22 protein-coding genes are annotated in these 21,001 nt (G+C 69.1%); 6 read left to right on the top strand and 16 right to left on the bottom strand.

The features are described 5' to 3' along the window. Positions 1 to 107 precede the first annotated feature (107 nt). The 9 genes from LPN01_RS05865 to rimP all read right to left on the bottom strand — a co-directional run bounded on the left by LPN01_RS05865 (position 108) and on the right by rimP (position 7,918). Positions 108 to 686, bottom strand: a complete 579-nt coding sequence (locus LPN01_RS05865) for a thymidine kinase (RefSeq protein WP_262827424.1) — start codon at positions 684 to 686, stop codon at positions 108 to 110. Next, on the bottom strand, positions 686 to 1,078 hold the full coding sequence (locus LPN01_RS05860) for a type II toxin-antitoxin system VapC family toxin (protein WP_262827423.1): 393 nt from the start codon (positions 1,076 to 1,078) through the stop codon (positions 686 to 688). The genes LPN01_RS05865 and LPN01_RS05860 overlap by 1 nt, the downstream gene beginning before the upstream one ends. A 4-nt stretch (positions 1,079 to 1,082) precedes the next feature. Beyond that, entirely contained in the window at positions 1,083 to 1,346 is a 264-nt protein-coding gene (locus tag LPN01_RS05855) for an AbrB/MazE/SpoVT family DNA-binding domain-containing protein (protein ID WP_262827422.1), read from the bottom strand. A 31-nt stretch (positions 1,347 to 1,377) separates the two neighbouring features. After that, positions 1,378 to 1,773, bottom strand: a complete 396-nt coding sequence (gene rbfA, locus LPN01_RS05850) for a 30S ribosome-binding factor RbfA (RefSeq protein WP_262827421.1) — start codon at positions 1,771 to 1,773, stop codon at positions 1,378 to 1,380. Positions 1,774 to 1,808: 35 nt separating this feature from the next. Next, positions 1,809 to 4,619, bottom strand: coding sequence for a translation initiation factor IF-2 (infB, locus tag LPN01_RS05845; protein ID WP_262827420.1), 2,811 nt, complete (start codon positions 4,617 to 4,619; stop codon positions 1,809 to 1,811). Beyond that, positions 4,616 to 5,350 carry a DUF448 domain-containing protein gene (locus LPN01_RS05840; protein ID WP_262827419.1) on the bottom strand — a complete coding sequence of 245 codons (735 nt, stop codon included), beginning with the start codon at positions 5,348 to 5,350 and terminating at the stop codon, positions 4,616 to 4,618. The genes infB and LPN01_RS05840 overlap by 4 nt, the downstream gene beginning before the upstream one ends. 114 nt (positions 5,351 to 5,464) lie before the next feature. Next, positions 5,465 to 5,698 carry a tautomerase family protein gene (locus LPN01_RS05835; protein ID WP_262827418.1) on the bottom strand — a complete coding sequence of 78 codons (234 nt, stop codon included), beginning with the start codon at positions 5,696 to 5,698 and terminating at the stop codon, positions 5,465 to 5,467. Then, positions 5,698 to 7,323: a transcription termination factor NusA gene (nusA, locus tag LPN01_RS05830; protein WP_262827417.1), complete on the bottom strand. Its 1,626-nt coding sequence runs from the start codon at positions 7,321 to 7,323 to the stop codon at positions 5,698 to 5,700. The genes LPN01_RS05835 and nusA overlap by 1 nt, the downstream gene beginning before the upstream one ends. 1 nt (position 7,324) lies before the next feature. Beyond that, positions 7,325 to 7,918: a ribosome maturation protein RimP gene (gene rimP / locus LPN01_RS05825; protein WP_262827416.1), complete on the bottom strand. Its 594-nt coding sequence runs from the start codon at positions 7,916 to 7,918 to the stop codon at positions 7,325 to 7,327. Positions 7,919 to 8,107: 189 nt separating this feature from the next. Between rimP and LPN01_RS05820 the strand changes: the two genes are divergently transcribed. After that, on the top strand, positions 8,108 to 9,244 hold the full coding sequence (locus tag LPN01_RS05820; RefSeq protein ID WP_262827415.1) for a PQQ-dependent sugar dehydrogenase: 1,137 nt from the start codon (positions 8,108 to 8,110) through the stop codon (positions 9,242 to 9,244). A 9-nt stretch (positions 9,245 to 9,253) separates the two neighbouring features. Beyond that, positions 9,254 to 10,072 (top strand): shikimate 5-dehydrogenase, encoded by an 819-nt coding sequence (locus tag LPN01_RS05815; RefSeq protein ID WP_262827414.1) that lies wholly within the window; start codon positions 9,254 to 9,256, stop codon positions 10,070 to 10,072. A 19-nt stretch (positions 10,073 to 10,091) separates the two neighbouring features. Here LPN01_RS05815 and LPN01_RS05810 read toward each other — a convergent pair whose 3' ends face one another. Both LPN01_RS05810 and LPN01_RS05805 read right to left on the bottom strand, forming a co-directional pair. Then, positions 10,092 to 10,475 carry a PaaI family thioesterase gene (locus LPN01_RS05810; protein WP_262827413.1) on the bottom strand — a complete coding sequence of 128 codons (384 nt, stop codon included), beginning with the start codon at positions 10,473 to 10,475 and terminating at the stop codon, positions 10,092 to 10,094. Further along, complete coding sequence (locus LPN01_RS05805) at positions 10,472 to 10,897, bottom strand: PaaI family thioesterase (RefSeq protein ID WP_262827412.1); 426 nt, start codon at positions 10,895 to 10,897, stop codon at positions 10,472 to 10,474. The genes LPN01_RS05810 and LPN01_RS05805 overlap by 4 nt, the downstream gene beginning before the upstream one ends. Before the next feature lie 77 nt (positions 10,898 to 10,974). Between LPN01_RS05805 and LPN01_RS05800 the strand changes: the two genes are divergently transcribed. Further along, positions 10,975 to 11,754 carry a crotonase/enoyl-CoA hydratase family protein gene (locus LPN01_RS05800; RefSeq protein WP_262827411.1) on the top strand — a complete coding sequence of 260 codons (780 nt, stop codon included), beginning with the start codon at positions 10,975 to 10,977 and terminating at the stop codon, positions 11,752 to 11,754. Between the two features lie 386 nt (positions 11,755 to 12,140). On the opposite strand, the gene LPN01_RS05795 is transcribed toward LPN01_RS05800, so the two are convergent. Then, entirely contained in the window at positions 12,141 to 12,923 is a 783-nt protein-coding gene (locus LPN01_RS05795; protein WP_262827410.1) for an SDR family oxidoreductase, read from the bottom strand. A gap of 67 nt (positions 12,924 to 12,990) precedes the next feature. Beyond that, positions 12,991 to 14,160, bottom strand: a complete 1,170-nt coding sequence (locus LPN01_RS05790) for an acetyl-CoA C-acetyltransferase (RefSeq protein ID WP_262827409.1) — start codon at positions 14,158 to 14,160, stop codon at positions 12,991 to 12,993. 74 nt (positions 14,161 to 14,234) lie between these two features. Here LPN01_RS05790 and LPN01_RS05785 point away from each other — a divergent pair, with 74 nt between their 5' ends. Further along, on the top strand, positions 14,235 to 14,900 hold the full coding sequence (locus tag LPN01_RS05785) for a nitroreductase (RefSeq protein ID WP_262827408.1): 666 nt from the start codon (positions 14,235 to 14,237) through the stop codon (positions 14,898 to 14,900). Positions 14,901 to 14,906: 6 nt separating this feature from the next. On the opposite strand, the gene LPN01_RS05780 is transcribed toward LPN01_RS05785, so the two are convergent. The 3 genes from LPN01_RS05780 to LPN01_RS05770 all read right to left on the bottom strand — a co-directional run bounded on the left by LPN01_RS05780 (position 14,907) and on the right by LPN01_RS05770 (position 18,267). After that, complete coding sequence (locus tag LPN01_RS05780; protein ID WP_262827407.1) at positions 14,907 to 15,173, bottom strand: hypothetical protein; 267 nt, start codon at positions 15,171 to 15,173, stop codon at positions 14,907 to 14,909. A 118-nt stretch (positions 15,174 to 15,291) separates the two neighbouring features. After that, positions 15,292 to 16,680, bottom strand: a complete 1,389-nt coding sequence (locus LPN01_RS05775; RefSeq protein WP_262827405.1) for a DEAD/DEAH box helicase — start codon at positions 16,678 to 16,680, stop codon at positions 15,292 to 15,294. A gap of 432 nt (positions 16,681 to 17,112) precedes the next feature. After that, the gene (locus LPN01_RS05770) at positions 17,113 to 18,267 is read right to left on the bottom strand and encodes an acyl-CoA dehydrogenase family protein (protein WP_262827404.1); all 1,155 of its coding nucleotides are present in this window, start codon (positions 18,265 to 18,267) and stop codon (positions 17,113 to 17,115) included. A gap of 163 nt (positions 18,268 to 18,430) precedes the next feature. Here LPN01_RS05770 and LPN01_RS05765 point away from each other — a divergent pair, with 163 nt between their 5' ends. Both LPN01_RS05765 and LPN01_RS05760 read left to right on the top strand, forming a co-directional pair. After that, a complete protein-coding gene (locus tag LPN01_RS05765) occupies positions 18,431 to 19,447 on the top strand; it encodes a fumarylacetoacetate hydrolase family protein (RefSeq protein ID WP_262827403.1) in 1,017 nt (338 codons plus the stop codon). A 264-nt stretch (positions 19,448 to 19,711) separates the two neighbouring features. After that, positions 19,712 to 21,001, top strand: coding sequence for a 3-methyl-2-oxobutanoate dehydrogenase (2-methylpropanoyl-transferring) subunit alpha (locus LPN01_RS05760; RefSeq protein ID WP_262827402.1), 1,290 nt, complete (start codon positions 19,712 to 19,714; stop codon positions 20,999 to 21,001).

The raw sequence follows: 21,001 nt of genomic DNA, 5'->3' as shown, positions 1-21,001 counted from the left end.
TCCGGCTCTGGATTGCTTCGCTCCGCTCGCAATGACGGGGTGGCTGGACCGGGCGGCGCCACGGTCGACACGAACATGTTCGTGGTCCCGTCGTTGAGAGCGGCAGCCTACGCCTCCAGCGCCTCGGCGAAATGGCGGCGGCACAGCGCGATATAGCGGTCGTTGCCGCCGATCTCGGTCTGCGCGCCCTCGGCGATCGCGCGGCCTTGCGTATCGACGCGCAGGTTCATCGTCGCCTTCCGCCCGCACACGCACACCGACTTGATCTCGACGAGCGTGTCGGCGATCGCCAGCAGCCGGGCCGAGCCTTCGAACAGCCGCCCCTGAAAGTCGGTGCGCAGACCATAAGCGAGCACCGGCACGTCCATCGCGTCGCAGATCCGCGCGAGCTGCGCGACCTGACCGGCGGACAGGAACTGCGCCTCGTCGACCAGGACGCAGGCGAGGGGGCGTTCCGCCAGCCGGTCGGCGACGCAGGCGGCGATGTCGGTCGTCGCGTCGAACGGCGTCGCCGGCGCCTCCAGCCCGATCCGCGAGGTGATCGTGCCGCGCGCGAAGCGATCGTCCAGCACGGCGGTGAACAGCATCGTCTCCATGCCGCGTTCGCGATAGTTGAAGTCCGCCTGGAGCAGATTGGTCGATTTGCCCGCGTTCATCGACGCATAGTAGAAATAGAGCTTGGCCATCAGCCGATCAGTTCCACCGTGGCGGGCGAGTCAGGGTCGGCGCGGTCCGCCAGTTTCTTTTCGAAGGACGCGAAGCGACCGATCGTGCGCGCCGACGCGATGTGCAGATAGTCCGCAAGCTCGCCGCCGAGCGCATAACGTTTCAGCGCCCATGCCACGTCGCCGGGCGCCTCGACATGCAGCCGCAGCAAGGCAGGCAGTGCGTCGAACGCGGCATGGATGGCGCCACGGCTATAGGCGTAGCGCGATCGGAGAACCCATTCGGTTTCCATCAGCACGGTCAGCGAAACGTATGCATCGTCTCGCGAAACAAGATCGAGTGCCGCCATGAGCTGCCCTTCGTCATCGGCCACGATCAGCCGCACGACGACGTTGGTATCGACGGCGATCACCCGGTCACTCTTGCCAGTCGTCGAAAAGCGTTCCGATGCGGCTCGTCATGTCGTCGGTTGCCACCGGCGGCCCCTCGTATCGCGGCACCCGGTTACGAAACTCTTCGTAGCTGATCCGCGCACGCGGCGGCGCTGCGGCTTCGAGAATGATCCTGCGACCTTCCCGATGCACGCTCATCCGCTCTCCTGATTTCAGGTTCAGAGCATCGCGGACGTCCTTCGGGATGACGATCTGTCCCTTGGACGACATGGTAATTTCGAATCCCATGTCGGTAAGATGAGCCTTACCCGACCGGGCGTCAATCCTCGCTGTGCTCGCCCAGATCGCGCGCGACCTCGGGCTTGCGCAGCAGCGCGTCGATGTGGCTGCCCTCGTCGAAGCTTTCGTCCGCCAGGAACTTGAGCTTGGCCGCATATTTGGTCTGGATCCTGTGCGCTACCTCGCGCTGGAGATAGGCGGTGTTGGTGCGCAGCGCCTTCAACACCGCCGCCTCGTCCTTGCCGAGCAACGGCTTCACGAACGCCGTCGCGTGGCGCAGGTCGGGGGACATGCGCACCTCGGTGATCGAAACCATATGCTTCGCGAGCGTCTCGTCGTGGACGTCGCCACGGGCGAGGATTTCGGACAGGGCGTGACGCACCTGTTCGCCGACGCGCAGCGTGCGGACCGACTTTTCCTGGGGTTCTTTGTTCATATGACTCCCCTCCCGCCAAGCGGAAGGGGAGAGACTTACAGCGTGCGTTCGCGCATCTCGACCTCGAACGTCTCGAGGAAGTCGCCCGCCTTGATGTCGACGAAGTTCGACGTGAACGTCACGCCGCACTCCAGGCCGGCGCGCACTTCGGGGACGTCGTCCTTGAAGCGGCGCAGGCTGGCGATCTCACCCTGGTAGATGATGACGTCGTTGCGCGTGATGCGCGCCTTGAGCGCCTTGCGGATGATACCCTCGACGACCAACAGACCGGCGGCCTTGCCGTGCTTGCCGGCCGAGAAGACGTCGCGGATCTCCGCACGCCCGACGACGGTCTCGAACGCCTCCGGCCCGAGCTGCCCTGCCATGCCGGCGCGGATCTCGTCGGTCAGGTCGTAGATGACGTCGTAATATTTCAACGCCACCTTCTGCCGGTCGGCGATCTCGCGCGCCTTGGCGTTGGCGCGGACGTTGAAGCCGATGATCGGCGCGCCGCTGGCACCCGCCAGCGTCACGTCGCTCTCGGTGATCCCGCCGACGCCCGCGTGCAGCACGCGCGCCTTGATGAGATCGGTCGAGATCTTGTTGATCGACGCGACGATGGCCTCGACGGTGCCCTGCGTATCGGCCTTCACCACGAGCGGATATTCGATCGCGGCATTGGCCTTCAGCGCCGAGAACATGCTCTCGAGGCTCGCCGGCGCCGTCGTGGTGCGCTTCTGCGTCAGCACGCTCTGGCGATATTCGGCGACCTCGCGTGCCCGTGCCTCGCTCTCGACCACCTGCAACGGATCGCCCGCCGACGGAACGCCGGTCATGCCGAGCACTTCCACGGGCATCGCCGGGCCGGCTTCCTTCACCTGACGCCCCTTGTCGTCGATCAGCGCGCGGACCTTGCCGCTTTCCGCGCCGATGACGAAGACGTCGCCGACCTTCAGCGTGCCGCGGTTGACGAGGATCGTCGCGACCGGGCCGCGGCCCTTGTCGAGCTTCGCCTCGATCACCGTGCCCTCGGCGGGGCGATCGGGGTTGGCGCGCAGTTCGAGCAGTTCGGCCTGGAGCTGGATCTTCTCGATCAGCGTGTCGAGCCCGGTCTTCTGGAGCGCGGACACCTCCACGTCCTGGACGTCGCCGCCCATTTCCTCGACCACCACCTCTTCGCTCAGCAGGCGCTCGCGCACCCGCTGGGCATTGGCCTCGTACTTGTCGATCTTGTTGATCGCCACGATCATCGGCACGCCGGCCGCCTTGGTGTGGTTGATCGCCTCGATCGTCTGCGGCATCAGCCCGTCGTCGGCGGCGACGACCAGCACGACGATGTCGGTGACGTCGGCACCGCGCGCGCGCATCTGCGTGAACGCCTCGTGGCCCGGCGTGTCGAGGAACGTGACCTTCGACTTGTCCTTCAGCGTGACCTGATAGGCGCCGATATGCTGGGTGATGCCACCCGCCTCGCCGCGCACCACGTCGGTGCCGCGCAGCGCGTCGAGCAGGCTCGTCTTGCCGTGGTCGACGTGGCCCATGATCGTGACCACCGGCGGACGCGGCTTCAGCTGCTCGTCGGCATCCTCGACGGTGTCGATCGCCAGATCGATGTCGCTGTCGGACACGCGCACGATGTTGTGGCCGAATTCGGTCACCAGCAATTCGGCGGTATCCTGGTCGATCGTCTGCGTCATCGTAACGGGCATGCCCATCTTGAACAGCGTCTTGACGAGGTCGGCGCCCTTTTCCGCCATGCGGTTGGCGAGTTCCTGGACGGTGATCGCCTCGGGCACCTGGACGTCGCGGATCTGCTTGGCCTGCACCTCGCGCGGGCCGCCGAAGTGGCGCTTTTCCTTTTCGCGCGCACGCTTGAGCGCGGCAAGGCTGCGCGAACGCGCACCATCGTCGCCGAGCGCACGGTTGACGGTCAGCTTGCCGCCGCGACGCTCGTCGCCCTTGCGATCGCGCTGCTGCGGACGGCTCGGCGGCGCGTTGCGCGGCGTCGCCTGACCCGAGGGCAGGCTGCGCGAGGCACCACCGGCAGCCGACGGCGATGCGGCCGACGACGAAGCGGCGGCGGCAGGTGCGGCGACCGGTTCGGGCTTGGGTTGCGGCTTGGGAATCTCGGGTCGCGCGACCGGCGAGAAGCGGCGCGGCGCCGGCATCGACGGATCGCGCCCGAGTTCCAGCGTCGGCGCGGGCGCCGGTGCGGCGGGACGCGGGGCAGGGGCGGGCGCAGGCGCTGCCACGACCGGCGCGGGAGCGGGTTCCACCGCCGCCACGGGTGCGGGCTCGGCGGCGGGTGCGGGCGGCGGTGCGGCGCGCTCGACCGGGCGGAAGCCACGGCCGGCCGGCGTCGGCACGATCGGCGCGGCCACCGACGGAGCGGCAGGCTCCGGCGCGGGGGCAGGCGCTGCGACCGGTTCTGGCGCCGGCGCGGCAGGCGCCGCAGCGGCGGCGGCCTTTTCGGCGGCGCGCGTGCGCTCGTCCTCGGCGGCCTGCACGCGTGCGGCCTCCTCGCGACGGCGTGCGTCCTCCAGCGCGTGCATGCGCTGATCCTCGGCCTCGCGCAGCATGCGGGCCTGACGCTCCTGCGCCGTCTCGTTCGACGCGGGCGCGCGCGGTGCCGGTGCGGGGGCGGCCGCCGGGGCGGGCGCGGCGACGGGCGCCTCGACCTGCGGTTCGGCCGCAGGGGCGGCTTCGCCCGGCCGGCCGAGCACGCGCCGCCGCTTCGTTTCCACGATCACCGTATTGGACCGGCCATGGCTGAAGCTCTGCTTCACCTGGCCGGTCTCGACCGTACGCTTCAGCCCCAGGGGCGCGCGCATGCCAAGTTTCGGCTTCTCGTTGTCGGTGTCGCTCACTCAAATTCCTCGTTTACGTCTACGGCCGGTCGAAGCCGGTCGGTTGCGGCCCCGACGATGTCGGGTTCGCGTCCGGGCGCCGATGCGCCTTGCGGGGCCGTTTCGCAAGGCACGGGTGTGGGTTCAGGTCCGATAAAATGCAGCCAGCGGTCGAGCGCGTCGCTCACCCGCCCGGCCGCAGCGCGGTCGGTCACGCCGATATGTACCACATTCTCGCGGCCCAGCGCCAACGACAATATGGTGCGCGCGACCGGCAATACCAAGCCCCGCAGCGGCGATCCTTCGCGATCCGATCCGATCCGCCACGCCTGGTCCAGCTTGCGGTTGCCGTCGGCACCCGCGTCGGCGGCATGGTAGAGCGCCTTCAGCTGGCCCGAACGTGCCGCGGTCTCGATCTTCTCGGACCCGGTGAACAGCATCCCCGAACGCGATTCGAGCCCGAGCCGGTCGAGCGCATTGCGTTCCAGCGCCGCGGCGATCCGCTGCGGCAGGTCGTCGGGGATCGTCGATACCTCGCCCTTGAACGCGCGTGCCAGCGCACCGCGCAACCGCTTCTTCGCGATCGCCTCTTCCAGTTCGCCGCGCGTGACGCCGATCCACGCGCCACGCCCCGGCGCCTTGGCACGGACATCGGGCAGGATCGTCCCGTCGGGTGCCAGCGCGAGCCGGACCAGATTGTCGCGCCGGTCGCGGTCCTGCGTCAGGATGCATTTGCGGACGGGATCGGTCATGCGATCGTCCCTTCCGGTGCGTCGCCGCGTGTCGTGGGCACGGCACGCACCATCGCCCCCGCGGTCACCCGCAGGGTCGATCGCACGCCGCGAACCTGATGGAGCGCTAGCGGCTCATTGTGAGGGAACCGCATGCGCGTCCTCCCTCGGTTTGCCGGGCGCGTCGCGGTCGGCGAGCAACTGCCCTCCGGCGCCGTAATTCTCCGTCGACACTTCCTCGATCACGATCTGCACCGCGGCCGGGTTCTTGCCCAGCCGCGTGACCAGCGAGGACGTCACGTCGGCGACGATCCCCGCCTTTTCCTCGCGGGTCGCGGTGCCGGAGATGCGGATCGAGACGAACGGCATCAGGCGTCCTCGCCCTCGGTCGCATCGGCCGATGCGTCGGCGGCGGGGGCTTCCTCGTCGGCGAACCAATGCTGGCGCGCGGCCATGATGATCTCGTTCCCCTGCTCGTCCGACAGGCCGTATTCGCTGAGGATGCCGCCCTTCGGCTCGGGCCGCTTGGGCGCGTCCTCGTTGCGGCGGCGCGGTTCGACGCGCTTCTTCTCGACCAGCTCGTCGGTGGCGAGATCGGCGAGGTCGTCGAGCGTCTTGATCCCGGCCTTGCCGAGCGTGACCAGCATCGCCTCGGTCAGGTACGGCATGTCGACCAGCGCGTCCTCGACGCCCAGCGCGCGGCGCTCCTCGCGGTTCGCGGCCTCGCGGCGATCGAGCGCTTCCTGCGCGCGGCTCTGCAGCTCCTGGCCCAGATCCTCGTCGAAGCCCTCGATGCCGGCGATCTCGTCGAGCTCGACATAGGCGACCTCCTCGAGCGCGCCGAAGCCCTCGGCGACCAGCAGCTGCGCCAGCGTCTCGTCGACGTCCAGTTCGTTCTGGAACATCTCGGTGCGCTCGGTGAATTCCTTCTGGCGCTTCTCGCTCGCGTCCTGCTCGGTCAGGATGTCGATCGCCTTGCCGGTCAGCTGGCTGGCGAGGCGCACGTTCTGGCCGCGGCGGCCGATCGCCAGGCTCAGCTGGTCGTCGGGCACCACCACCTCGATCCGCTCCTCTTCCTCGTCGATCACGACGCGGCTGACGCTGGCCGGCTGCAAGGCGTTGACGACGAAGGTCGCGATGTCGGGCGACCAGGGGATGATGTCGATCTTCTCGCCCTGCATCTCCTGCACGACGGCCTGCACGCGGCTGCCCTTCATGCCGACGCAGGCGCCGACCGGGTCGATCGACGAATCGCGGCTGATGACGCCGATCTTGGCGCGGCTGCCGGGATCGCGCGCCGCCGCCTGGATGGTGATGATGCCGTCGTAGATTTCCGGCACTTCCTGCGCGAACAGCTTCTTCATGAAGTCGGGGTGCGCGCGGCTGAGGAAGATCTGCGGCCCGCGGTTCTCGCGGCGGACGTTGAGGATCAGGCTGCGGATGCGGTCGTTGACGCGCACCACCTCGCGCGGGATCTGCGCGTCGCGGCGGATGACGCCCTCGGCCCGGCCCAGGTCGACGACGACGTGGCCGAATTCGACGCGCTTGACGACGCCGGTGATGATCTCGCCCTGGCGGTCCTTGAACTCTTCGTACTGGCGCTCGCGCTCGGCGTCGCGGACCTTCTGGAAGATGATCTGCTTCGATGCCTGTGCCTGGATACGGCCGAATTCGATCGGGGGCAGCGGATCGACGATATAGTCGCCGACGACGGCGCCCGGCTGCAGCTTCTGCGCCTGGGTCACGTCGACCTGCTTGAAATAGTCGTCGACCGCCTCGACCACCTCGACGACGCGCCACAGGCGCAGGTCGCCGCTGGTCGGGTCGAGCTTGGCGCGGATGTCGTTCTCGATGCCGTAGCGGGTCTTGGCCGCGCGCTGGATCGCCTCTTCGAGAGCCTCGATGACGATGCTCTTGTCGATCATCTTTTCCGATGCGACCGAATTGGCGATCGCGATCAGTTCCGCGCGGTTGGCGGTGGCGACGGTGGCCATCTTACTTCTGTCCTTCGTTCAAGGAGTCGGTGTCGTTGGGGTCGAGATCCGCGTCGTCCGGGATCTCTTCGATTTCGTCGGCGCCCTCGCTCGACAGCGGCGCGGTCGCGGCGAGCAGGCGGTCGGTGATCGTCAGCTTGGCATCGTGGATCTGGTCCAGCGCCACCGTCATGCGCGTATGGCCGCGCACGTCGATCGCCACGCGGTCGCCCTCGATGCCGACCAGGTCGCCGGTCAGGATCTTGCGGTTGTCGACCTTTTCCACCAGCGTGATCTTCGCCTCGTGCCCGGCCCAGGCGGTATAGTCCTGCGGCCGCGTCAACGGGCGGTCGATGCCGGGCGACGACACTTCCAGCCGATAGGCGTCGGGAATCGGATCGCGTCCCTCCGCCTCCAGCGCGTCGAGCACGTCCGAGATCCGGCGCGACAGCTCGGCGCAATCGTCGATCGTCAGCTGGCCGGTGTCGGGGCGTTCGGCCATCACCTGCAACGTCGGATCGGACTTGCCGCCGAACATCTTGACGCGCACCAGGTCGAAACCCAGCGCGGTCGCCTCGGGTTCGATCAACTGCGAGAGAAGGGCGATATCCGCCATGCAAGCTCCGGAACCGATGCGGCGGATGCCGCGTGAATATGCGTGTTCGCCGCCGCGGGAGTGGTCCCCCGCAGCCTCTTTCACCTGACGATGTTAGAGAAGGCACGAGCCATATACGCCCGCCGCCCTGTGGAAACAAGCATCCATCGCGCCGCCTTGCGCGTTCGCGCATCCAAACGGGAGAATATCATGCGCCGACACCTGCTCGCCTGCCTGCCTGCCGCCCTGATCGCCTGCTCCGGCAACGCGCCGGCGCCGGGCGGACAGGCCGGCGAGACGCCGCCTTCGCCCAAGCCGTTCCGCGAGACGGTGGTCGCCGACTTCGTCTCGCCCTGGGCGATCGCCTTCCTGCCCGACGACCGGATGGTGGTGACCGAGAAGGCGGGGCAGATGATCCTGCTGTCGCCCGACGGCAAGCGGCGCCAGACGATCGCGACGCTTCCCGTCGATTCGGCGGGGCAGGGCGGCTTGATGGACGTCGTGCCCGCCCCCGATTTCGCGACCAGCAAGCGCCTCTATTTCAGCTATTCGGCCGCCGGTCCGGGCGGCAAGGGCGTGGTGCTGGCGCGCGGCCGGATGCGCCCCGACGGCGCCGGCGGCGAACGGCTGGGGGAGATCGAGGCGCTGTTCCAGGCGCGGCCCTTCGTCGAGGGCAACGGCCATTATTCGGGCCGCATCGCCTTCGCGCCGGACGGCCAGTCGCTGTTCTTCACCAACGGCGAACGCCAGAAGTTCACGCCGGCGCAGGACCCGCAGGTGACGCTGGGCAAGGTGCTGCGGCTGACACTCGACGGCAAGCCGGCGCCGGGCAACCCGCTGGTCGCCAAGGGGTTCGCGCCCGAGATCTGGAGCTACGGCCATCGCAACCTGCTGGGCATCGCCTTCGACGCGCAGGGGCATCTGTGGGAACAGGAGATGGGGCCGAAGGGCGGCGACGAGCTGAACCTCATCATGCCCGGCCGCAACTACGGCTGGCCCAACGCCTCGAACGGCAGCAACTACGACGGCAGCGACATTCCCGACCACAAGCCCGGCGACGGCTACGAACCGCCCAAGGTCTGGTGGAACCCGGTGATCTCGCCCGGCGGCCTGATGATCTATTCGGGGTCGATGTTCCCGCAATGGAAGGGCGACGCCTTCATCGGCGGCCTGTCGTCGCAATCGCTCGTCCGCGTCGACCTCGACGGGCAGGCCGCGCGCAAGGGCGATCAATGGTCGATGGGCGCGCGCATCCGCGACGTCGAGCAGGGGCCGGACGGGTCGATCTGGGTGATCGAGGACGGCGGCAAGTCGCAGGGGCGGCTGATCCGCCTGACGGCCCGCTGAGGAGGACGCATGGCCAGGCCCCCGATCGGCCGCGACACGACGCTGTGCATGTCGCTGTCGGCGCGCCCGAGCAACTTCGGCACGCGGTTCCACAACCGCCTGTACGAACTGACCGGGCTCGACTTCGTCTACAAGGCGTTCTCCACGACCGATCTGCCCGGCGCGATCCGGGGCATCCGTGCGCTCGGCATCCGTGGCTGCGCGGTGTCGATGCCGTTCAAGGAGGCGGTGATCCCGCTGCTCGACGGGCTGAAAGGCTCGGCGGCGGCGATCGACAGCGTCAACACCATCGTCAACGACGACGGGCGGCTCACCGGCTACAACACCGATTATTCTGCGGTGCGGACGCTCGTGGAGCAGGCCGCGCTGCCGCCGGACAGCGACGTGCTGCTGCGCGGGTCGGGCGGGATGGGCAAGGCGGTGGCGACGGCGCTGCGCGACGCGGGCCTGACGCGCGGCACGATCGTCGCCCGGAACGAGGCGACCGGGCGGGCGCTGGCGGCCTCGGTCGACTGGGACTGGGCGGCCGACGTCGGATCGCGGACCGCGGGCGTGCTGGCCAACGTCACGCCGATCGGCATGGAGGGCGCGGACGCCGATGCGCTGGCGTTCGACCGTGGGACGATCGCCGCGGCCGGCCTTGTCCTCGATGCCGTCGCGCTGCCGCCCGACACGCCGCTGATCCGCGCCGCGCAGGATGCCGGCAAGCGCACGATCACGGGCAGCGCGATCGCGGTGTTGCAGGCGGTCGAACAGTTCGTCCTGTATACCGGCGTGACCCCGACCGCCGCGCAGATCGCCGACGCGGCCACGCTGGCGCGCGGCTAGGCGCCACGATCCGCGCCGGTCAGTCGCGCGCGATCAGATAGTTCATGCGGGCGTGCGCGATCGGTTTTGCCCGGTCGTCCTGCCAGGCGATCGCCTCGACGTTGGCGACGCGGGTGCCGAGGCGGGTGACGATCCCCTCGGCATGCGTCGGCTTGTCGCGGCCGCCGCGCATGAAGTCGACGGTGACGTTGACCGGCTTGATCCGGCCGCCGCCCTCTTCCGCCAGCGCGTGGCGGAGCGAGACGATCGCCGCGACCTCGAGCAGCCCGGCGATGGCGCCGCCGTGCAGGAAGCCGGGCCGGCCGAGCACGTCGGCGGCGAAGGGCATGACCAGCACCGGCGCGCCGCCGTCGCGCGGTTCCAGCGTGATGCCCAGCATCTCGGCATAGGGGGGCAGCGTCATGCGAGCGCATCCATCAGCATGAACGTTCCGGCGACATGCGCCAGCGGATCGTCGGGCGTCTCGTCATAGGCGATGCCGCGGACGAAGGCGATCGCGCGGGTCAGCTTCAGGCATTCGCCGCGGCCGATCACGGTCCGGCCCGGCACGGCGGGGCGCAGATAGTCGACGCGCAGGTCGAGCGTCGCCTGCGCGGCGAACTTGTCGCGCTTCGCCCACACCGCAACGCTGGTCGCCATGTCCATCAGCGCGATGATCGGGCCGGAGGCGAGCACGCCGCTGTCGACGTCGCCGACCAGCGCATCGGCATAGGGCAGCGCCAGTTCGACCCAGCCGTCGCCCTTGCCGTGATAGGTGATGCCCAGCCGACCCGCATGCCCGGCGAAGCGGTGCGCGAGGAAGGCGTCGATGTTGAAGCCGCTCATCGCCGCGTCTCTACACGCCATCCGCGGTAGCGCAACGCGCCCGCCCGGTTTAGCGTCGCGGCAACGAGGAGAGAGACATGACCGACCGCGTCACCCTGGCAATCGCAGACGGCATCGCCGACGTCCGGCTCGCACGCGCGGACAAGATGAACGCGATCGATCCGGCGATGTTCGAACGGATCGGCGCGACGATCGACGCGCTGGCGGACCGCACCGACGTGCGCTGCGTCGTGCTGTCGGGCGAGGGCAGGGGCTTTTGCGCCGGGCTCAACATGGAAAGCATGGCGCGGGGCGGATCGGGCACCTCGACCGACCGCAACGCGCAGGGCAGCATCCTTCCCCAGCACGTCACCTGGGGCTGGCGGCAATTGCCGATGCCGGTGATCGCCGCGGTCCATGGCGTCGCCTTCGGCGGCGGGTTCCAGATCATGTCCGGCGCCGACATCCGCATCGCCGCCCCCGCCACCCGCTTCGCGATCCGCGAGGCGCATTGGGGGCTGGTTCCCGACATGGCGGGCTTCCCGATCTGGCGCGGGCTGGTGCGCGACGACGTGCTGCGCGAGCTGGTCTACACCGCGCGGGAATTCGACGCGGACGAGGCGCTGCGCCATGGCTTCGTCACCCGGCTCGCTGACGATCCGCTGGCGGAGGCGCTGGCGCTGGCGCGCACGATCGCGGGCCGTTCGCCGCACGCGATCCGCGGCGCCAAGCGGCTGCTCAACATGGCGCACGACGCCGACCCGCGCACGATGCTGGAAGCGGAGACCGCCGAACAGATGAAGGTGATCGGCAAGCCCAACATGATGGAGGCGGTCGCCGCCAACATGGGCAAGCGGCCGGCGGTGTTCGCCGACTGAACCGGTGTCGCCGGCGACCCGATCGATCGGCGTCGTCTCCCGAGGGGGCAGGCGTGCTGACGGCGGATAGCGCGCTTACCGACCATGGCTGTTCGCTGTCGCGGCCGCGACGGCACAATGCGGGGCCATGAGGCCCCGTCATCGTCGCGGCGAAGCGGCGCGGGATTCCAGTCCCCCACTGACCCTCACCCTATCGCCGGCTTCGCCGTCTCTTCCCGCTCCCAGCGGGAGAGGAAAAGGCGCGCAGCGCCGAAGGGTGAGGGTGTCCTGTTGCGGCGTCGCGCGAATGCCCCGCCGTCGCGGCCGCCGGCCCGGCCATCTCTTGCATCGTCCGGCAGGGGAAGGAAACGGCGCGCAGCGCCGGAAGGCGAGCGCGACCCGCGCGCTTACCGCGGTGCCATCCGGATGCCGCCGTCGAGGCGGATGTCCTCGCCGTTGAAATAGCCGTTCTCGATCAGCGTCATCGCCAAATGCGCATATTCCGCCGGATCGCCGAGCCGCTTGGGGAACGGCACGCTGGCCGCCAGCGCGTCCTTCACCGGCTGCGGCGCCCCCTGCAACAGCGGCGTGTCGAAGATACCGGGCAGGATCGTGTTGACGCGGATGCCCTCGCCCATCAGGTCGCGCGCGATCGGCAGCGTCATGCCGACGACGCCGCCCTTCGATGCGGAATAGGCGGCCTGGCCGATCTGTCCGTCCTCCGCCGCGACGCTCGCGGTCATCACGATCGCGCCGCGTTCGCCGTCCGCCCCCGGATCGCGCGTCAGCATCCCCGCCGCGGACTTGGCGACGCAGCGGAAGGTGCCGACGAGGTTGATCTGGATGAGCCAGTCGAAGGCGGCGAGCGGGAAGTGCTTGATGCTGCCGTCCTCCTTCGAGCGGCTCGCGGTCTTCACCGCATTGCCGGTGCCCGCGCAGCAGACCAGCACCGCTTCCTGTCCGTGCGCGGCGCGGGCGCGCGCGAAGCCGGCGTCGACGCTCTCGTCGCTGGTGACGTTCACCTCGCAGAACACGCCGCCGATCTCGGCCGCGAGCGCCTCGCCCTTCTCGCGTTGCAAGTCGAAGATCGCGACCCGCGCACCCTTCGCCGCGAGCGCCCGCGCGGTGGCGGCGCCGAGGCCGGAGGCGCCGCCGGTGACGACGGCGGCAATGGTGTCGGTGATGAGCATCAGGGTCTCCGGGAGTTGGCCGGCCCCGCGCGGGGCCCGGCGCGAAAGCGGGTTAGGGGGGGGCGGGCTACAGCCGCTCGACGATCGTCACGTTGGCGATGCCGCCGCCCTCGCACATCGTCTGGAGCCCGTAGCGGCCGCCGCGCCGGTGCAGCGCGTGGACCAGCGTCGCCATCAGCTTGGTACCGCTGGCGCCGAGCGGATGGCCGAGCGCGATCGCGCCGCCGTTGACGTTGAGCCGCGCCGGATCGCCGCCGACATGGCGCAACCATGCGAGCGGCACCGGCGCGAACGCCTCGTTCACCTCGTACAGGTCGATGTCCTCGATCCGCATGCCGGCGCGGCGCAGCGCCTTGTCGGTGGCGAACAACGGTTCCTCGAGCATGATGACCGGATCGCCGCCGGTCACGGTCAGATTGTGGATGCGCGCCAGCGGGGTGAGGCCGTGCGCCTTCAGCGCCGCTTCGCTGACCACCAGCACCGCGCTCGATCCGTCGCAGATCTGGCTGGCATTGGCGGCGGTGATCGTGCCGCCCTCCTGCAACAGCTTCACCGCGCCGATCGTCTCCGGGCTGGCGTCGTAGCGGATGCCCTCGTCGCGGTCGTGGCGGACCGGGCCGTCGGGCGTCTCGACCTCCAGCGGCACGATCTCGTCGGCGAAGTCGCCGCGCGTCGTCGCGGCGGCGGCGCGCCGGTGGCTTTCGAGCGCATAGGCATCGAGCGCGGCGCGATCAAAGCCGTATTTGCGCGCGATCATTTCGGCGCCCATGAACTGGCTGAACTGGACGTCGGGAAAACGCGCTTCCTGCCGCGGGCTCTTCGCCTTGCCGAGGCCGGCCTGCGCGAACAGCGCACCGGTCGATCCCATCGGCACGCGGCTCATGCTCTCCACCCCGGCGGCGATCACGACGTCCTGCGTCCCGCTCATCACCGCCTGTGCGGCGAACTGGATCGCCTGCTGGCTCGATCCGCACTGGCGGTCGATCGTCACCGCGGGCACGCTCGTCGGCAAGCGCGAGGCGAGCACGGCCCCGCGCCCGACCTGGAAACCCTGTTCGCCGCCCTGGCTGACGCAGCCCATGATGACGTCCTCGACCGCCGCCGGGTCGATGCCGCTGCGCGCGACGACGGCGTCGAGCACCTCGCCCGCCATGTCCGCGGGGTGCCAGCCGGCAAGGCGCCCGCCGCGCCGCCCGCCCGCGGTGCGCACCGCCTCGACGATATAGGCTTCCGCCATGATCCGCTCTCCGTAACACTTGTTATTGCGGCGCCGGTGTCGCTTAATCGCGCGACGAGTGCAAGGGGATCGGGATGCAGGTCGAACAGGCGGTGCGGGCACGGCGATCGGTGCGCGGGTTTCTCGACACGCCGGTGGAGGTGGCCGTGCTGCGCCGACTGGCCGAGGCGGCGGCGCGCGCGCCGTCGGGCGGCAACCTCCAGCCGTGGCACGTCCATATCGTCGCCGGCGCGGCGATGGCGCGGCTGAAGGCGACGATGGCGGAGCGGCTGGCGCGCGGAGAGACGGAGACGCCCGCCTATGCGGTCTATCCGCCGGCATTGGACGATCCCTATCGCGCCAGGCGTTTCGACGTCGGCGAGGCGCTGTACGGGCATCTGGGCATTCCGCGCGACGACCGTGCCGGCCGGCGGCGCTGGTTCGCCGACAATTACCGCTTCTTCGGTGCGCCCGCCGCTTATTTCTGCTCGATCGATCGCGGCATGGGACCGCCGCAATGGTCGGACCTTGGCATGTATCTCCAGACGCTGATGCTGCTGGCGGTCGACGCCGGCCTCGCCACCTGTCCGCAGGAATGCTGGGCGATATATCCGGACACGGTGGGGCAGGCGCTCGGCCTGCCGGCGGAGCGGATGCTGTTCTGCGGCGTGGCGATCGGGTTCGAGGATGCCGCCGCCCCGGCCAACGCCCTGCGCAGCACGCGCGCGGCGCCGGACCGGTGGCTCACCGTGGTCGAATAGCGCGGCCTACAGCACCACGCGCTCGGGCTTCGACTCCTCGATCGCGGCCAGCACCATCCGTTCCCAGATCGCCGGATCGCCCGCTGCCGCCATCGTGCGGTCGGGCTCGCGCAGCGTCCGCAGCACCGCGAGCGCGTCGGGCAGGTAGTCGCGCCAAGCGCTGTCCACGCGGTCGCCCGCGCTTTCGGCATCGCCGCCGGCGTTGGCGCTGATCCGCTGGCCGGCAAGCACCCGCGCGATTCGCTCGGCGACCGGAGTGGTGGACACGTCCATGGGCTTCTCTCCTTCACCCCCGACAATGCCCGAGCCGGGGGTCCGGTGCCATCCCCGACGGCGAACGGCCCGGCGCGCGAAACGCACCGGGCCGTCCGTTGCAGCACCGCAGGAGGAATTAGCGCGCCGCGCCGCTGCCCTGACCGCGGCCACCGCCACCACCGCCCGAACGACCGCCGCGACCGCCGCTGCCGCCACCGCTGCTGCTGCCCCGCGTGCCGCCGCGGCTGGCGTTGGCATAGTTGCGCGTTGCGGTCGGCGCGTGCGTGGCGCGCGGACGCGCCGGCTGGCGCTGGCCACGCGGCAGGTCGGCGCGCGGAGCCGGGTCGGCACCGATCGCCTTGACGCGGGTCGCCTTGATCTCGTTCGACAGGCCCTGGAAATTGTCGGGCAGCGGCCGCACCGCGACCTTCTGGCGCGTCAGCTTCTCGATGTCCTTCAGGTACGGCCGCTCGTCGTCGGCGCAGAAGGCGACCGCGATGCCGCTCGCGCCGGCACGCGCGGTGCGGCCGATGCGGTGGACATATTGCTCGGCGACGTTGGGCAGTTCGAAATTCACGACGTGGCTGACGCCCGAGACGTCGATACCGCGCGCCGCGATATCGGTCGCGATCAGCACCTTGGTCTTGCCGTCCTTGAACTCGCCGAGCGCGCGCTCACGCTGTCCCTGGCTCTTGTTGCCGTGGATCGCGTTCGCCGCGATGCCGTTGCCGGCGAGCAGCTTCACGACGCGGTCGGCGCCATGCTTGGTGCGGGTGAAGACCAGTGCGCGGTTGATCGTCGGATCCTGCAGCACCAGCGTCAGCAGCGCCTGCTTCTCCGACTGGTTGACGAAGGTGACATACTGGTCGACGCGCTCGGCGGTGGTCGACGCGGGGACGACCGAGACCGTCTTGGGCTCGTGCAGGAACTGGTTGGCCAGCTCGCGGATCGCGACCGGCATCGTCGCCGAGAAGAACAGCGTCTGGCGCTTGCGCGGGATCATCCGCACGATCTTCTTCAGCGCGTGGATGAAGCCGAGGTCCATCATCTGGTCGGCTTCGTCGAGCACCAGGATCTCGATCATCGACAGGTTGCACATGCCCTGCTCGACCAGGTCGATCAGGCGGCCCGGCGTGGCGACGAGGATGTCGACGCCGCGGCTGAGGTCCTGGCGGTTCTTGTTGATGCTGGTGCCGCCGAACACGGTGGCGACCGACAGCTTGCTGAACTGGCCGTAGCCGCGGGCGCTGTCGGCGATCTGGCTGGCGAGCTCGCGCGTCGGCGCGAGCACCAGCATGTGGCAATGCGTCGGCAACACGCGCTTGCTCGCTTCCGTCAGCCGCTGGATCGACGGCAGCACGAACGCGGCGGTCTTGCCGGTGCCGGTCTGGGCGATGCCGAGCAGGTCGCCGCCTTCGAGCAGGATCGGGATCGACTGCGCCTGGATCGGGGTGGGCGTGGTATAGCCCTTGGCTTCGAGCGCACGGACGAGCGGCTCGGCGAGGCCGAGGTTGGCGAATGACATGGGAAACAGACTTTCAAAACGGAGCCTGACCCGCGCGCCGGGACCATGACGGAACGGCTCGCAGGGGGCGGGGGAAATTGACACCCCGCGTGAATAGGGAAGCCCTGAACGATCAACCGAGGCGGAGCCGGGGGTGGCGAAGCCAACCCGTTCACGCTGCATGACGCCTCGATGCTGCGCCATGTGCGCTGCGCCGCGGCAAAAGTCAAGACGGGGTTGGGGCTGATCGGTTACTACCTGAGCGGCTCCCCCAACCACAACCGTCATCCCTGCGCAGGCGGGCATCCATACCCGCTGACATTGCGGCCTTTGCTCCGACCTCGCGTCTATGGAGTCCCGCCTCCCCGGGAATGACGGGCGAGGGGACGGCTTCTGCGCCTCTTCGCGCCCGCTCGTCATCATGCTCGGCGAAACCCGGCGCCGCGACACCCCTTACAGCTTGCGCCCGATGACCTCCTTCATGATCTCGTTCGTCCCGCCGTAGATGCGGCTGACCCGCGCAGCGCGCCAGGCGCGCGCGATGGGATATTCGTTCATGTACCCTGCGCCGCCGTGCAGCTGGAGGCAGGCGTCGATCACCTCCCATTGCACGTCGGTGTGCCACAGCTTCGCCGCGGCGCCTTCCTCGTTGGTCAGCGCGCGGGCGAGATGCCGCCGGATCGCCCAGTCGAGATGCGCCCAGCCGACCTGCAATTTCGTCTTGAGGTCGGCGAGGACGAAGCGCGTGTTCTGGAAGTCGAAGACGACGCCGGCGAACGCCTTGCGGTCCTTGGTGAAGGCGACCGTCTCGTCGAACGCCTTCTGCGCCGAAGCCTGCGCGCCGACCGCGATCGACAGCCGCTCCTGCGGCAGCTGGCTCATCAGGTAGACGAACCCCTTGCCCTCGATGCCCAGGCAATTGGTCATCGGCACGCGCACGTCGTCGAAGAACAGTTCGGAGGTGTCGGCGGCGTCCTGTCCGATCTTGTCGAGCTTGCGGCCGCGGCGGAAGCCCTCGCGATCGGCCTCGACGAGGATGATCGACATGCCCTTGTAGGCCGGTTGCGCCGCAGGATCGGTCTTGGCGACGACGAGGATCAGGTCGGCGTTCTGGCCGTTGGTGATGTACGTCTTCGACCCGTTGACGACATAATGGTTGCCGTCGCGCCGCGCCGTGGTGCGGATCGCCTGAAGGTCGCTGCCGGTACCCGGTTCGGTCATCGCGATCGCGCTGATGGTCTCGCCCGACACCATGCGCGGCAGCCAGTAGCGCTTCTGCTCCTCCGACCCGTAATGCTCCAGATAGCCCGCGACGATATCCGATTGCAGCGTGAAGCCGGCCGGTACGCCGTTGTAGGTCAGTTCCTCGTTGACGATCGCATTGTAGCCGAAGTCGAGCCCCAGCCCGCCATAGGCTGCCGGCACCGTCGGGCACAGCATGCCGACCGCCCCCGCCGCGCGCCAGAAGGCGGGCGGCACCAGCCGGTCCGCCTCCCATTCCGCGACGTGCGGCACGCCCTCCTTGCGCAGGAAGCTGCGGACCGTCTGGCGGAACGCCTCGTGATCGTCGTCATAGGCGAAGCGCCCGGCGACATCGTCCAGCGTCATGGCTTTCTCCTCGTTCCCGTCGTCATGTCCGTTGGCCGCGACGCTGCGATCGACGGCCACCGGCGTCAAGTACTAAGTAACAAATGTTATGCCGGCACTTTTCCGGTGCATGGCCGCACGCCACCCGATACACAGTGGGTCCAACGACAAAGAGGATGCGCGCATGAAACTCGCCAGTCTGAAGCACACCGACGGGAACCAGGGACGCGACGGCCGGCTCGTCGTGGTGTCCGACGATCTCGCCTGGTGCGCCGATGCGACGCATATCGTGCCGACGCTCCAGGGCGCGCTCGACGACTGGGACCGGCTGCTGCCCGACCTGCGCAACCTTGCGACCGATCTCGAGCATGCCGTCATCCCGCGCGAACGCTTCCACGAGCATGACGCCGCCTCGCCGCTGCCGCGTGCCTATCAATGGGCGGACGGGTCGGCCTATGTGAACCACGTCGCGCTGGTCCGGCAGGCGCGGGGTGCAGAGATGCCCGACACCTTCTGGCACGATCCGCTGATGTACCAGGGCGGATCGGACGGCTTCCTCGGCCCGCGCGACCCGATCCCGCTGGCGGACGAAAGCTGGGGCTGCGACCTGGAGGCGGAGGTCGTGGTGGTCACCGGCGACGTGCCGCTCGGCGCGACCCGGGACGAGGCGCTCGCCGGCATCCGGCTGGTCGGGCTGACCAACGACGTGTCGCTGCGCAACCTGATCCCCGGCGAACTGGCAAAGGGTTTCGGCTTTTTCCAGTCGAAGCCGGCGAGCGCCTTTTCCCCCGTGTTCGTCACCCCCGACGCGCTCGGCGACTGGTGGCGCGACGGCAAGCTGCACCGCAAGCTGCACGTCGATCTCAACGGCAAGCCCTTCGGCCGCGCCGAGGCGGGGGAGGACATGACGTTCGACTTCGGCACGCTCGTCGCGCATGCGGCAAAGACGCGGCGGCTGGGGGCGGGGACGATCGTCGGCTCGGGCACCGTCTCGAACCGCGGCCCCGACGGCGGCCCCGGCCGCACGATCGAGGCGGGTGGCGTCGGCTATTCCTGCCTCGCCGAATTGCGCACGGTGGAGACGATCGCGGGCGGCACCGCGACGACGCCGTTCCTCAAGAAGGGCGACACCGTCCGGATCTGGGCGGAGGACGACCGGCATCACCCGATCTTCGGCGTGATCGAACAGACGGTCGCATAAAATATCCGCCGTGGGATCGGCGGGACGATCCTGCGTGGCGGGGGCGGATCGGCGGCTGGGTACTGCGCACCAAGTGCCTGTTCCTCCGCCATTCCGGCGTCGGCACGGCGATCCGCACCAACGGGCTGCCGATCCGTTCGCGCACAGGATGCGATCCGATCGGCATGGTCTATCGCAAAATCGCGCTTGAAATTTAATGTCAACGGCGCGACAGGATCAAACAACGGTGCCGGCGAGTCCCGGCGGCACGGACAGGAGAGAAACGTGGCCAGCGAGCATCCGCGCGCCAATCTGCCGCCCCTGACGCTGCATGTGCCCGAACCCAAGTTCCGGCCCGGCGACGCGGTCGATTTCGCCGACGTCGACGTGCCCGCCGCGGGCGCGGCGCGACGGCCCGACACGGCGGCATCGGCGCACGATTTCACCGACCTCGCCTATACGATGGTGCGCGTGCTCGACGAGGACGGGCGCGCCGTCGGTCCCTGGGATCCGAAGCTCAACCCCGACGTGCTGCGCCGCATGCTGCGCAACATGGCGCTGCTGCGCGCGTTCGACGAACGGATGTTCCGCGCGCAGCGCCAGGGCAAGACCAGCTTCTATATGAAGGCGACGGGCGAGGAGGCGGTGTCGGTCGCAGCGGCGCAGGCGCTCGATTTCGAGGACATGTGCTTCCCCTCCTATCGCCAGCAGGGGCTGCTGATCTCGCGCGGGTATCCGCTGGTCGAGATGATGAACCAGATCTATTCGAACCGCGGCGACAAGCTTCAGGGCAAGCAGCTGCCGATCATGTATTCGGCACGCGACCACGGCTTCTTCTCGATCTCGGGCAACCTCACCACGCAATATCCGCAGGCGGTGGGCTGGGCGATGGCATCCGCGGCGAAGGGCGACACGCGCATCGCCGCGGTATGGTGCGGCGAGGGATCGACCGCGGAGGGCGACTTCCATTCCGCCTGCACCTTTGCCAGCGTCTATCGCGCGCCGGTGATCTTCAACGTCGTCAACAACCAATGGGCGATCAGCAGCTTCTCGGGGTTCGCGGGAGCGGAGGCGACGACCTTCGCGGCGCGTGCGATCGGCTACGGCATCGCGGGGCTGCGGGTCGACGGCAACGATGCGCTCGCCGTCTATGCGGCGACGCTCTGGGCGGCGGAGCGTGCGCGCACCAACGCCGGGCCGACGCTGATCGAGCATTTCACCTATCGCGCCGAAGGGCATTCGACCTCGGACGACCCCTCGCAATATCGCAGCGCGGGCGAACCGACCGCCTGGCCGCTCGGCGATCCCGTCGCGCGGCTGAAGCAGCATCTGATCGCGATCGGCGAATGGGACGAGGAGCGTCACGCGGCGCAGGACAGGGAATTGGCGGAATATGTCCGCGCCGAGCAGAAGGAGGCCGAAAAGAACGGCATCCTCGGCCATGGCCTGCACCAGCCGCTCGACACGCTGTTCGAGGGCGTGTTCGAGGAGATGCCGTGGCACTTGCGCGAACAGCAGGCGCAGATGATGGCCGAAGAGGAAGCGTCGGGGCGGCCATGGGCAAGGAAGGCGTGA

The sequence above is a fragment of the Sphingomonas sp. A2-49 genome (assembly GCF_025548555.1).
In the GTDB taxonomy this organism is placed as follows: domain Bacteria; phylum Pseudomonadota; class Alphaproteobacteria; order Sphingomonadales; family Sphingomonadaceae; genus Sphingomonas.
The sequence above is the reverse complement of the archived record's forward strand: the minus strand, read 5'-3'. Positions and strand labels throughout refer to the sequence as shown.